At 63.1% G+C, this 11213-nt stretch carries 15 protein-coding genes and 1 other RNA gene; 3 read left to right on the forward strand and 13 right to left on the reverse strand.

What is annotated here, in order from left to right:
- From J0I64_RS19895 to ruvC, 5 genes are all read right to left on the reverse strand, one after another.
- Positions 1 to 252, reverse strand: a 252-nt coding sequence (locus J0I64_RS19895; RefSeq protein WP_291411531.1) for an NUDIX domain-containing protein, incomplete at its 3' end; no start/stop codon positions are given.
- The gene (locus J0I64_RS19900; protein WP_291411533.1) at positions 249 to 1103 is read right to left on the reverse strand and encodes a metallophosphoesterase; all 855 of its coding nucleotides are present in this window, start codon (positions 1101 to 1103) and stop codon (positions 249 to 251) included. The genes J0I64_RS19900 and J0I64_RS19895, both read right to left, overlap by 4 nt.
- A gap of 3 nt (positions 1104 to 1106) precedes the next feature.
- Complete coding sequence (gene ruvB, locus J0I64_RS19905) at positions 1107 to 2150, reverse strand: Holliday junction branch migration DNA helicase RuvB (RefSeq protein WP_291411535.1); 1044 nt, start codon at positions 2148 to 2150, stop codon at positions 1107 to 1109.
- 109 nt (positions 2151 to 2259) lie between these two features.
- Positions 2260 to 2877, reverse strand: a complete 618-nt coding sequence (ruvA, locus tag J0I64_RS19910) for a Holliday junction branch migration protein RuvA (RefSeq protein WP_291411537.1) — start codon at positions 2875 to 2877, stop codon at positions 2260 to 2262.
- Complete coding sequence (gene ruvC, locus J0I64_RS19915) at positions 2874 to 3380, reverse strand: crossover junction endodeoxyribonuclease RuvC (RefSeq protein ID WP_291411539.1); 507 nt, start codon at positions 3378 to 3380, stop codon at positions 2874 to 2876. The genes ruvA and ruvC overlap by 4 nt, the downstream gene beginning before the upstream one ends.
- 218 nt (positions 3381 to 3598) lie before the next feature.
- Here ruvC and J0I64_RS19920 point away from each other — a divergent pair, with 218 nt between their 5' ends.
- Both J0I64_RS19920 and J0I64_RS19925 read left to right on the forward strand, forming a co-directional pair.
- Positions 3599 to 4342, forward strand: coding sequence for a GGDEF domain-containing protein (locus J0I64_RS19920; RefSeq protein WP_291411541.1), 744 nt, complete (start codon positions 3599 to 3601; stop codon positions 4340 to 4342).
- Positions 4343 to 4398: 56 nt separating this feature from the next.
- Positions 4399 to 5181: a GGDEF domain-containing protein gene (locus J0I64_RS19925; RefSeq protein ID WP_291411543.1), complete on the forward strand. Its 783-nt coding sequence runs from the start codon at positions 4399 to 4401 to the stop codon at positions 5179 to 5181.
- A gap of 58 nt (positions 5182 to 5239) precedes the next feature.
- Here J0I64_RS19925 and J0I64_RS19930 read toward each other — a convergent pair whose 3' ends face one another.
- The 7 genes from J0I64_RS19930 to J0I64_RS19960 form a co-directional block, all read right to left on the reverse strand.
- Positions 5240 to 5986, reverse strand: a complete 747-nt coding sequence (locus tag J0I64_RS19930; RefSeq protein WP_291411545.1) for a YebC/PmpR family DNA-binding transcriptional regulator — start codon at positions 5984 to 5986, stop codon at positions 5240 to 5242.
- A 173-nt stretch (positions 5987 to 6159) separates the two neighbouring features.
- The gene (locus J0I64_RS19935) at positions 6160 to 6975 is read right to left on the reverse strand and encodes a TIGR00282 family metallophosphoesterase (protein WP_291411547.1); all 816 of its coding nucleotides are present in this window, start codon (positions 6973 to 6975) and stop codon (positions 6160 to 6162) included.
- Complete coding sequence (locus tag J0I64_RS19940) at positions 6972 to 7559, reverse strand: 5-formyltetrahydrofolate cyclo-ligase (RefSeq protein ID WP_291411550.1); 588 nt, start codon at positions 7557 to 7559, stop codon at positions 6972 to 6974. Before J0I64_RS19940 ends, J0I64_RS19935 begins: the two co-directional genes overlap by 4 nt.
- A 33-nt stretch (positions 7560 to 7592) precedes the next feature.
- Positions 7593 to 7748, reverse strand: a non-coding RNA gene (gene ssrS, locus J0I64_RS19945) — 6S RNA.
- An 85-nt stretch (positions 7749 to 7833) separates the two neighbouring features.
- Positions 7834 to 8268, reverse strand: a complete 435-nt coding sequence (locus tag J0I64_RS19950) for a GNAT family N-acetyltransferase (RefSeq protein ID WP_291411552.1) — start codon at positions 8266 to 8268, stop codon at positions 7834 to 7836.
- Entirely contained in the window at positions 8265 to 9467 is a 1203-nt protein-coding gene (locus tag J0I64_RS19955) for a phosphoglycerate kinase (protein ID WP_291411554.1), read from the reverse strand. The genes J0I64_RS19950 and J0I64_RS19955 overlap by 4 nt, the downstream gene beginning before the upstream one ends.
- Before the next feature lie 82 nt (positions 9468 to 9549).
- A complete protein-coding gene (locus J0I64_RS19960) occupies positions 9550 to 9843 on the reverse strand; it encodes a hypothetical protein (protein WP_291411556.1) in 294 nt (97 codons plus the stop codon).
- A 125-nt stretch (positions 9844 to 9968) separates the two neighbouring features.
- On the opposite strand from J0I64_RS19960, the gene J0I64_RS19965 reads away from it, so the two are divergent.
- Positions 9969 to 10940 carry a MerR family transcriptional regulator gene (locus J0I64_RS19965; RefSeq protein WP_291411558.1) on the forward strand — a complete coding sequence of 324 codons (972 nt, stop codon included), beginning with the start codon at positions 9969 to 9971 and terminating at the stop codon, positions 10938 to 10940.
- Positions 10941 to 11008: 68 nt separating this feature from the next.
- Here J0I64_RS19965 and J0I64_RS19970 read toward each other — a convergent pair.
- Positions 11009 to 11213, reverse strand: a 205-nt coding sequence (locus J0I64_RS19970; RefSeq protein ID WP_291411560.1) for a putative glycolipid-binding domain-containing protein, incomplete at its 5' end; no start/stop codon positions are given.

Below are 11213 nucleotides of genomic sequence, written 5' to 3' on the forward strand. Positions count from 1 at the left end.
GCGATAAAAGCTCTCCGAGGTCGCCAGCATCGCCCCGACTTCGGCAGGCAGGGCGATCTCCTCGGCGATCTCGCGCGTCAAGCTCAGATGACTATCTTCGCCCAGTTCAACCCGGCCGCCGGGCAGCATGGCATAGTCGTCGTCGTCCTCGCGGCAGATCAACACATGGCCATCGGCCACGATGATGCCGGCAACGCGATAGTTAAAGCGGCCTTCCTCCATGGGAAAGCTCAGGACGTGGCGAGCAGTCACGCTTGACCTCCAGGCTCGATCAGAACGATTTCGGGCGCCGCATCGAACCGCAGCGGCAGGCCGGAATGGCCAAGACCGGCCCCGACAATGAGGTGCCGGTCATCTTCGACAATATGCCCGTGCAGGTAGCGCTGGCCATACCGCGAGGGCACCACCGGAGCAAAACCGAAGAAGCGGATCTGACCGCGATGCACATGGCCCGAAAGTGTCAGGGCGACGCGCTCGGGGACATGGGGAAAAATATCGGGCTCATGCGCCATCAGGATCACCGGCGCATCGTCGGTCACCTGGGCAAGGGTGCCATCGAGATCGGCGAGGCGGCTGCCATCGGCATGCTCGGCAATCTGATCGCCAAGCCCGGCGAGCCAGAACGGCCGCTCCTGCCAGGTCAGCCGCACGGCCTCGTTCACATAGGTGCCGATATCGGTTTCTTTCAGCGCGCGCAGCGCTTCGGGCGCCACGATGGCCTTGTGGCGCTTGCGCGCAAAGCGCGGATAGTCGTGATTGCCGAAGACAGCATGCACCCCAAGCGGCGCCTGCAGCCGCGCGAGCCGTTTTGCCCAATCATGGGGCGGCACCGGGCGGCTGAACCGCGGCCCTTCTTCGAAATCGCCGAGCAGGAGCACGATGTCGGGCGCCAGCGCATTGGTCTTGTCGACAATCGCCTCAAGCGCCTCGAGCCCGGTCCAGGGCTCGGAGAAATGGAAGTCGCTGAGCATAGCGATCCGCGGCCGCAATCCCACCGGCCAGTTGGGCAGCGCCGGACTATAGCGGCGCACCACAATGCCATGCTCGTCGATCCAGCTATGGGCACCGAGGCTATGGAACAGGCGCTGCAGCCGACGCGCCATGGATCAGTCCTCGCCCCCGGCATCCTCGAAGAGGTTCGCCTGCAGGCCGACAAAGCCCTGCGGCACGACCTTGCCCAGGTGCTGGAAGGCAATGGAGGTCAACATGCGGCCACGCGGCGTGCGCTGAATAAAACCCTGCTGCAACAGATAGGGCTCGACAATTTCCTCGATGGCATCGCGCGGCTCGCTGAGCGCGGCCGCAATGGTCTCGATGCCCACCGGACCGCCATTGTAGAAATCGGCGATGGTGTTGAGATAGCGCCGGTCGAGCTGATCGAGCCCGCGCGCATCGACATCGAGCCGCAACAACGCCTTGTCGGCCAGCGCGCTATTGACCTCGGGAACCCCTTCGACAAGCGCAAAATCGATGACGCGCCGCAGGAGCCGCCCGGCAATACGCGGCGTGCCGCGCGAGCGTCGGGCGATCTCCATCGCCCCGTCGGGCGACATCGGCGTGCCCATCAACCGCGCGCCGCGCGTAACGATCTTCACCAGTTCCTGCGGCGTATAGAAATTGAGTCGCACCGGAATGCCGAAGCGGTCGCGCAGTGGCGTCGTCAACAGCCCCGCGCGGGTCGTGGCCCCGACCAGCGTAAACTTGGCGAGATCGATCCGCACCGAGCGCGCCGCCGGACCTTCGCCGATGATGAGATCGAGCTGAAAATCTTCCATCGCGGGATAGAGGACTTCCTCGATGGCCGGATTGAGACGATGGATTTCGTCGATGAACAGCACATCGCGCTCTTCGAGATTGGTGAGGAGCGCCGCAAGATCACCCGCCTTGGCAATCACCGGGCCAGACGTAGCGCGGAATCCGACGCCCAGTTCCTTGGCAATGATCTGCGCCAGAGTGGTCTTGCCCAGACCCGGCGGGCCGACGAACAGCACATGGTCGAGCGCGGAGCCGCGCTTCTTGGCGGCCTCGATGCACACCTCGAGATTGGCGCGGGCATCGGCCTGGCCGACAAAATCGGCAAAGCCGGACGGGCGCAGCGAAACGTCGAGATTATCGTCGCGGCCGGCAGATGCTGAAGTGAGTTCGGTCACGCTTTCATCCTAGTCAATTGCATTCACGGCAGCGCGGCAGCGGGTTGTCCGGATCGGCCTCGTCTCCAGCCGTCCATGGATCACGAATAACCGCTTCCGCCGGCAAGCTCTAGGTGCTGAGCTCGCGCAGACCCAGCCGGATCAGTTTCTCGGTCGCCGCATCCTCGCCTTCCTTGGCAACGACACGGGCCAGCGCGGCAGATGCCTGGGCGCTCGAATAGCCAAGATTGGTCAGCGCCGAGACGGCATCGGCGACATTGGACTTGGCAACACCTTCCCCCAGCGCCGTTTGCAGACCAAGCGTGCCCGCATCGATCGCCCCGATGGCCGGCACCTTGCCCTTGAGTTCGGTGACGATACGCACCGCCAGCTTGGGGCCCACCCCATTGGCGCGCCCAACCATCGCCTTGTCCTGCAGCGCAACGGCGCTCGAAAGTTCGGCGGGGGTCAGCACCGAGAGAATGGACAGGGCCACGCGGGCGCCCACGCCCTGCACGGTGGTGAGCAGCAGGAACCAGGATTTCTCCGCTTCCGTCGCAAAGCCGAAAAGACGGATCAGGTCCTCGCGCAAAATGGTCTCGATAAAGACCACCGCCGCTTCCCCAACGCGCGGCAGCGATTGAAGGGTGCGGCTCGAACAGTGCACCTCGTAGCAGACCCCGCCACAATCGATCAGCACCCAATCGTCGCCAAAGCTGTCGACCATGCCCTTGAGCTTGCCGATCATAGAAGCGCTCCCATGCGGCGTGCCGAGACCCGGTGATGGGCGTGGCAAACGGCAATCGCGAGGGCGTCGGCCGCGTCGGCGCCCTTGAAGGTGGCGGCAGGGAGCAAGGTTCTGACCATCAGTTCCACCTGCTTCTTCTCCGCGTGGCCGGTGCCGACCACGGATTTTTTCACAAGATTGGTCGCGTATTCGGCGACATAAAGCCCGTGCTGTGCCGGGGTGACCAGAGCGACGCCGCGCGCCTGCCCCAGGATCAGCGCCGAACGCGCGCCGGCATTGACGAAGGTTTCTTCCACGGCCGCCTCGATGGGCTTGTGCAGCGCCAGCACTTCGGCGAGTCCGGCAGCGAGCGCTGCCAGTCGGTCGGCCAGCAGTCCATCGATCGGCGGGGTGACCGTGCCGGCAGCCACAAAGCTCAAGCGGTTGTCGACAGCGTCGACAATCCCCCAGCCACAGCGCCTCAGGCCCGGGTCGATGCCGATGATTCGAACGGACTTGCTCATGGCGATCCTTCTAGCAGTTTCCGCAACCGTACCAAGGCCAAAGTGAACAAAACAGAAACTCTCAACCGCATTCGCCCAATCCGGACAGGAAAATGTGACAGCGGACACACTCCCTCTGTAACCAGCTGAGATAGCTCAAAATTTACCTTTTTCGGAAACGAGGTATTCAGAAACAGCCCCCTAGTTTGCCCGTGGACGCAGGGACATTGATTCACACGATGACGGGGCTGGAAACCGCGCTGCCCAAGCAGGCGTGGCTTTGGATTTACCGAAAAACATTGTTGATCATGGGCGTCTCGGTCGCAGCCTCAGTGGTTGCGACCGTGGTGTTCATGGGCACCTTTTCGGCTGGGGTAAACCTGCCCGGATTGGTCATCGCCATCATCCTGCCGATAGCTCTCGGCGGTCCGATGACGTTGATCTTTGCCATCGGCACCGAGAAAATGCGCCATGCCAACGACCAGTTGGGCCGCTTGGCAACGCTTGATGGCCTGACCGGACTTTTCAACCGCCGCGCCTTTACCGCCGCTGTCGAGAAACACTGCGCGAGCCCACATCGACAGGGCGTACTGCTGGTCATCGATGCGGACCACTTCAAGTCCGTCAATGACCGCTTTGGGCACGACCAGGGCGATGAGGCGCTGCGCGACATTGCCCATGCTCTGGAACTGACCGTCGGTCGCCGGGGCCTTTCAGGCCGTCTCGGCGGCGAAGAATTCGGCGTCTACCTGCCGGATGCCGACCTTGGCCGCGCCGAAGGCATGGCCGACGAAATTCGCAGATCCATCAATCACATCGATTTCACCCCGGAAGGCGTGGCCTGCCCGCTTTCCGTCAGTATCGGCGGCGCCTATCACAACCGCCCCGCTCCCTTCAGGGAACTCTATCGAGCCGCCGACGAATGGCTCTACAGCGCCAAACAACAGGGCCGCGATCGCGTGGCCCTTCCCCAGGCAGCCTAAAGGTCCGTTTTCCAGCGCTTCTACTCCCACCACTTACCGAGCAAAAGGTCACCAGGATGATGTCACCGCGCACGGTCAGTGCTCTGCAGAGTTGGTCCAGCGTCGCCAGATGGACCCTGTTCGGCCCGCTGGCCTGCGTGATCGTCGCGCTGACTTATAATGCGGTGAGTTTTTCAGATCTCGGTCCGGAAGCTCTGCAGCGCGCCATGGCGTCAGCCATCATCCTGCCGTTGCTGATGGCAATCCCGCTCTTCTTCTTCCTCTCCATGCGCATTCGGTCGCTAGCCATCACCAATCGCCGGCTGGGCCTCGTAGCCCGCACCGACAGCCTCACCTCCTGCCTCAATCGCGGAGCCTTTACCGCCCGGGTCGAAACGCAGCTGACGACCGATGAAGGCCCTCGCACCGGAGCGCTGCTCATTATCGACGCCGATAACTTCAAGACCATCAACGATCTCTATGGCCATGATGCCGGCGATGAGGCTCTGACCATCCTTGCCCGTTCGATCCGCTCGGTGCTGAGCGCCGGCGATCTTATCGGCCGCATGGGCGGCGAAGAATTTGGCGTCTTCCTGCCTGGCGTCGATCAGAATGCCGCCGAGCAGATGGCTGAGCGCGTGCGCCGGGCCGTGCAACTGGCTCAATTCTCTCCGCGCGGCGACGCCTATATGCTCTCAGTCAGCATCGGCGGCGCGGTCTTCGCCCAGAGCACCAATTTCACCGAACTGTTCCGCATTGCCGATCAGCGGCTTTATGGAGCCAAGCGCTCCGGCCGTAACCAGGCCGCTATCGTCCACACGCTGGATCAGCCCCAGGTAGACATCAGAAAATCGGCATGAAAAAGGGCGGTGTGAACCGCCCTTATCGCTTTCAGCTATTTGCCTATTGTCCGCTCGATCAGCCGGCCAGCTTGGCGGCTTCTTCGTCCGACATGTCGAAGTTGGAATAGACGTTCTGCACGTCGTCATCTTCTTCGAGCGTGGCGATCAGCTTCATCAGCGTCGCGCCCTTTTCGGCGTCGATCGGCGTCTGGTTCTGCGGACGCCAGATGGCCTTCACCGATTCAGCTTCACCCAGCACCTTGTCGAGCGCGGAGGAAACTTCCGCCATCGCTTCGAAGGAGGTGTAGATGTAGTGACCGTCTTCATCGCTCTCGACATCGTCGGCGCCGGCCTCGATGGCGGCTTCCATGACCTTGTCTTCCGAGCCGGCAGTGACCGGATAAGTGATTTCGCCGACGCGATCGAACATGAAGCCGACCGAACCGGTTTCGCCCAGGGCGCCGCCGTTCTTGGAGAAGTAGGAACGCACGTTCGAAGCGGTGCGGTTGCGATTGTCGGTCAGCGCCTCGACGATGACGGCAACGCCACCCGGGCCGTAGCCTTCATAGCGGATTTCGTCATAGTTCTCGCCGTCGCTGCCCTGCGCCTTCTTGATGGCGCGGTCGATATTGTCCTTGGGCATGGACTGGGCGCGGGCATTGGTCACGGCCAGGCGCAGACGCGCATTGAAGGCCGGGTCCGGCATGCCCATCTTGGCTGCCACGGTGATTTCGCGAGCGAGTTTGGAGAAGACCTTCGAGCGGGCGGCATCGCTCTTGCCCTTCCGGTGCATGATATTCTTGGCGTGGGAATGGCCGGCCATTCGGTACCTCGGATTTTCTGATTTTCGGCGGTGCTTATAGGGGGCAAAGCGGAAAAATGGAAGGGTGCGCGGCTTGGCGCCACCTCCGGTTCTGCGCAGGCAGCCCCATCCCTTGCCGTCTCGCATCGCGTTTGTGGCACGCCCTGGTCAAATCACCAGCGCGCCAATGCCAATCAGAAATCCGGAAATGCCTGATTGAGCGTTCCCCCGATCCGCACCGGCAGGACCTTCCGTGCCAGCCCCGTCTTGGGGTCCGTTTCCACCGCCACGCCGCAAAGCGTCGCCTCCCCTTCGGCCGGGGTGAACCTGCCATTGGGAATCCCCGTCAGAAAACGGTTGAGCGGCTCCTCCGCATCGACCCCAATAATGGAGTCGAAGTCCCCGCACATGCCGGCATCGGCCATCAAGGCCGTACCGCCGCGCAGGATGCGCTGGTCGGAGGTCGGAATGTGGGTATGGGTGCCGACGACAAGCGTGGCCTTGCCGTCGAGGAAAAAGCCCATGCCCTGGATTTCCGAGGTCGCCTCGGTGTGAAAATCGACAATGATGGCATCGACGACTTCACCGAGCGGCGCTGCCGCAATGGCGGCCTCGACGGCGCGGAACGGATCATCGGCAGGCTGCATGAAGACCCGGCCCAGCGCATTGACCACGAGAACGCGATGACCATTGCGGCCCTCGACCATCATGGCGCCACGGCCCGGTGCGCCGGGGGCAAAATTGATCGGCCGGATCAGGGTGTTTTCGCGCTCGATATAGGTCAGCGCCTCGCGCTGGTCGAAAGCATGGTCGCCCAGGGTGACGATATCGGCGCCCGCATCGCGCAGGCCGCGAAAATGGGCCTCGGTAAGGCCACGACCATGGCTGGCATTCTCGCCATTGATGACGACGAAATCGAAGCCATAGGTGCTGATGATGCCCGGCAGGCGCTCGGCGACGGCATCGCGGCCGGACTTGCCGACCACGTCACCCAGAAAGAGTAGTTTCATATGTGAGCCTCGAAGAATTCGACACCGCTTTCGGTGACGACCGCATCGAGCGGAACGTCATGCGCTTCGCGCGGAATGTGCTCGAGAGCCTGTGCCGAAAAGGCGAGCCCGACGAGCATGGGGCGTTTGGTCATCGCGGCCAGCGTGCGGTCATAGTAGCCCCCGCCATAGCCGAGCCTGGTTCCGGTCCGGTCATACCCCAGCAGAGGCATGAGGATCAGGTCGGGCTCCGCGCGTGGCGCAAGGTCGGACGGGGCGAGCGTGCCGAAACCGGCCTCGTAGAGCGGCGCGTCGGCGCCCCAGATGCGGAATTGCAGCGGCTCTTCGGCCCCTGTCACCACCGGCAGGATCACCGTCTGCGCGCTGTCCATCAGGCGCACCAGAATGGGCTGGCAGTCGACCTCGTCGCGAATGCGCCAATAGCCGGCAATGGCGTCTTCGGGGCCGAAGGCGACCTTGTCGAAGAACTGGAAGGAGATGGATTTCGAAGCCTCGGCGCGAAATTCGGGAGAAAGGGCTTCGCGGCGCGACCGGGCCGTCCTGCGCAGGAGGGCCTTTTCGGCCTCTATTCCGTCTTCCACCATCAGCGCCTGTCTTTGGATATCCCTGGCAAGAATAGGCGCCGCCCTGGCCGTGGGACTTGCGATCCCGGGAACCTACTTACGTAGGTGGGCGCCGTATGTCCGAGCCCACGGGCCCGGTCAGGGACAGCTCCCTTAGGATCGATTAAGGCCCCGGGGATATGTGTGTCCTCACGCGCCGGGCAGCCAGCAAGATATAGGCGCTTCCCTGCCCCCACGCAAATATCAAGCGCAGAGAATTCTGTCGGTTCCAACGAAGTTTTCAGGAGCGCGGGCTTTAGCGCAGACCAAGCCGGTAGATCAGCTCGGGGTCGCCTTCATCCAGACCCTCGACGAAGCCGCTGCGCACAAAGCCGAGTTCGGTAAGAAGCCCTTGCATGGGCAAGTTGGACTGGTTCGTCGAGGCCCAGAGCACCGGCCCCGCCGTTTCGGCCATCGCCCGACGGATCAATTCCCGCCCGATGCCCTGCCCGCGGCAAGATCGGTCAATCATCACCATTTCAAGGATCGGCTGCCCGAAAAAGTGCGGGCCGATCACCGCATAACCAACCGGAACACCATCTCTGGTTGCGCAAAGGCAGGCGCTGCTTTCAACCCACCGGGCAATGGCCCTGGCGCGGTCGGGATCGTCGGGCACGACACTGTCGAGCCGCTGCAGCGGCAGAATGTCATCCGGCCCGGCGGGCCGGATGACGAGCCCTTGGGGCTTCACTTCTTGAGAGCGTCGACACCCGGCAGGGGCTTGCCTTCCATCCACTCGAGGAAGGCGCCGCCGGCGGTCGACACATAGGTCAGGGCATCCTTGACCCCGGCATGGGCCAGCGCGCTGACTGTGTCGCCACCACCAGCAACCGAGATCAGGTGGCCATCATGGGTGCGTTTGGCGACGTGCTTGGCAATCGCCACGGTGCCCGCGTCGAACGGCTCCATTTCGAAAGCGCCGACCGGGCCGTTCCAGATCACGGTATGCGCATCGTCGATAGCGCCATTGATGCGCTCGATGGACTGTGGGCCGATGTCGAGGATCATGCCATCGGGATCGACAGCATCGACGCCATAAAGGCGCGTCGGCGACTTGGCCTTGAAGTGCCAGGATACAACTGCGTCGACCGGCAGGATGATGGCGCAATTGGCCTTGTCGGCCTTGTCCATGATGCGGCGCGCGGTATCGGCGAGATCCTTCTCGCACAGCGACTTGCCGACCCCATGGCCCTGGGCGAAGAGGAAAGTATTGGCCATGCCACCGCCGATGACGAGCCCATCGACCTTGGTCACGAGGTTTTCGAGCAGGTCGATCTTGGACGACACTTTGGCGCCGCCGACAATCGCGACCACCGGCTTCTTCGGCTTCCCAAGACCCTTTTCGAGAGCTTCGAGTTCGCCCTGCATGGCAAGACCGGCCGCGGCGGGCAGAAGATGGGCCAGCGCTTCGGTCGAAGCATGGGCACGGTGGGCAGCGGAAAAGGCGTCGTTCACATAGACATCGCCCAGGCTCGCCATGCGCTTGGCCAATTCGACATCATTGGCTTCTTCGCCCGGATGGAAACGGGTGTTTTCGAGCACCAGAACGGCATCCGCGGGCGCTTCGTCAATCGCCTGCTTGGCAGCGGAAACATCGTTCCAGTCGGTGGCAACAAAGCCCACGGGATGGCCGGTGACATCGGCAACGGCCGAGCAGACCTGCTCGAGCGAATATTCGGGATCAACCTTCCCCTTCGGGCGACCGAAATGGGAAAGCAGCACGACCTTGCCGTCGTGGCGCATGATTTCGCGAATGGTGGGAAGCAGACGCTCGATGCGCGTCGCATCGCTCACCTTGCCATCGGCCACGGGAACATTGAGGTCCGCTCTAAGGAGCACGACCTTGCCGTTAAGGTCGAGTTCGTTGAGGGTCTTGAAGTCAGTGGTCATGGCCAGGCTCCGAAAGGCATACGAAACTTGGGCCTTGGCCTATCAGAGGCAGAGGGATCGGAAAAGCGCCGAGAGAAAGATTCTAGAGCGCAGCGAGGATGAAATGGCGCATTTGCACGCCCACGAGATAGGGCAGCGGGCTGATGACGACGCGCCCGGCAAGCCGCAGGAGATCATCGACCATGACATGGCGGGCAAAGCCGACGCTGGCCCAGGGCGCCACCCCGACCAGCCCCACGATGCGCAGATGCCTCAGCACCAGCCAGCAGAGCACGATCACCGAAGAGGCCATCAGCAGCGCAAGACTTTCCGCCAGCCCGGCGACAATCCAGGCCAGGGGCAGTACCGTCTGAATGCGCCGGGTGAGGTGGAACATGCCTCGCTCCATGCCGTGCTGACACCAAAGGGATAGGCCGATTTGGTGACAGCGCGTTGACGGGGCTTGACCCGGCCCCTGGGGCCGCCCTGATGGGTACAAGGGTCAACAGAAAAGGTGATTCCTTGACCCATCCCGACCAGGTTTTTTCGCCCGCCGAGGCCGCCCGCGCGCTCGGCATTTCCGCCAAGGCCCTGCGCCTCTACGAGCAGCGCGGCCTTGTCTCGCCCATTCGCAGCGCCAATGGCTGGCGCCACTATGGCCGTGACCAGATGGCCCAGGTCCGTGAGATCGTGGCGCTGCGCGGCTTGGGCCTCAGCCTTGCCCAGATCGCCGCCGTACTCTCGGGCGACCGGCGCGGCCTGACCACGGCGCTCGCCGAACACCAGACAAGACTCGAGGGTAATCTCGCCGGCCTCCTCAACGCCATCGATCGCGTCCGCCTCTGGCGCAACGATCTTGACGAAGGCCGCGTCCCAAGCCTTGCCGATCTCGCCACCGGCCAGCCGGCCGTCTCGCTGACCTTGCCCTGGCCATGGAATGGCGAACTGTTCGAACTGCGCCGCCTCGCCCCCGTCACCTACCTCGTCGGCCCCCTCGGCAGCGGCAAGACGCGCCTCGCCAAGGCCTTGGCCGAAACGCTCAACGGCCGTTTTGTCGCGCTCGACCGTGTGGAGCCCGAAACCATGGCCGAGACCGCAGCAACAGACCTGCAATGGTTCCTGGAAGACGGCGCCACGGACACCCCCGCCCTCCGCGCCGTGCTCGGCGCCATGGCCATTACGGACGAGCGCCCCGTGGTGGTCGACCTGATCGAAGAAGGTCTTGATGAACCAACCCAGCTCGCCCTCGGCAGCTGGCTGCGCCGCCGCAGCGAAGCGGACACCCAACTGATCGTCATGACCCGATCAAGCGCCGTGCTCGACCTCGAGGCTGTCAGTCCTGGTCACGCAATCCTTTATTGCCCGTCCAATCACAGCGTTCCCTTCGAGGTGCTGGCTGTACCCGGCTCACCCGGCCACGAAAGCGTCGCCAATTGCCTGGGAACGCCAGAAACGCGGGCTAGAACTGCCGGGCTGGTTGCGCGGATCGGCTAGGTCCGTGCGCGCCGCCCCCTCCCGTTCTCGCCCTAGATGGGGGAGGACGGTAGGGGGTGATGGCAAACTCAAACCCTCACAAACAACCCCGGATAATCGCTCACCAGCCCATCGCCATCCACCGCCAGCACCGCCTCGAAATCATCGGACTGAAACCGGAAATGCCCCGCATCGAGCCGGGTATAAACCTGCTCGGCTCGCCGAACTTCCATACTCGTCGCATCGATCCAGACCATGGCGAATTTCTGTGGCTTTCCGTCCTGCCACTCGCTG

Source organism: Devosia sp., from assembly GCF_017307565.1.
In the GTDB taxonomy this organism is placed as follows: domain Bacteria; phylum Pseudomonadota; class Alphaproteobacteria; order Rhizobiales; family Devosiaceae; genus Devosia.

What these genes read in the sequence shown, in the direction of transcription:
- J0I64_RS19900 (WP_291411533.1), bottom strand. Translation starts at nt 1,103, where the DNA reads ATGGCGCGTCGGCTGCAGCGCCTGTTCCATAGCCTCGGTGCCCATAGC.
- ruvA (WP_291411537.1), bottom strand. Translation starts at nt 2,877, where the DNA reads ATGATCGGCAAGCTCAAGGGCATGGTCGACAGCTTTGGCGACGATTGG.
- ruvC (WP_291411539.1), bottom strand. Translation starts at nt 3,380, where the DNA reads ATGAGCAAGTCCGTTCGAATCATCGGCATCGACCCGGGCCTGAGGCGC.
- J0I64_RS19920 (WP_291411541.1), top strand. Translation starts at nt 3,599, where the DNA reads ATGACGGGGCTGGAAACCGCGCTGCCCAAGCAGGCGTGGCTTTGGATT.
- J0I64_RS19925 (WP_291411543.1), top strand. Translation starts at nt 4,399, where the DNA reads ATGATGTCACCGCGCACGGTCAGTGCTCTGCAGAGTTGGTCCAGCGTC.
- J0I64_RS19930 (WP_291411545.1), bottom strand. Translation starts at nt 5,986, where the DNA reads ATGGCCGGCCATTCCCACGCCAAGAATATCATGCACCGGAAGGGCAAG.
- J0I64_RS19935 (WP_291411547.1), bottom strand. Translation starts at nt 6,975, where the DNA reads ATGAAACTACTCTTTCTGGGTGACGTGGTCGGCAAGTCCGGCCGCGAT.
- J0I64_RS19940 (WP_291411550.1), bottom strand. Translation starts at nt 7,559, where the DNA reads ATGGTGGAAGACGGAATAGAGGCCGAAAAGGCCCTCCTGCGCAGGACG.
- J0I64_RS19955 (WP_291411554.1), bottom strand. Translation starts at nt 9,467, where the DNA reads ATGACCACTGACTTCAAGACCCTCAACGAACTCGACCTTAACGGCAAG.
- J0I64_RS19960 (WP_291411556.1), bottom strand. Translation starts at nt 9,843, where the DNA reads ATGTTCCACCTCACCCGGCGCATTCAGACGGTACTGCCCCTGGCCTGG.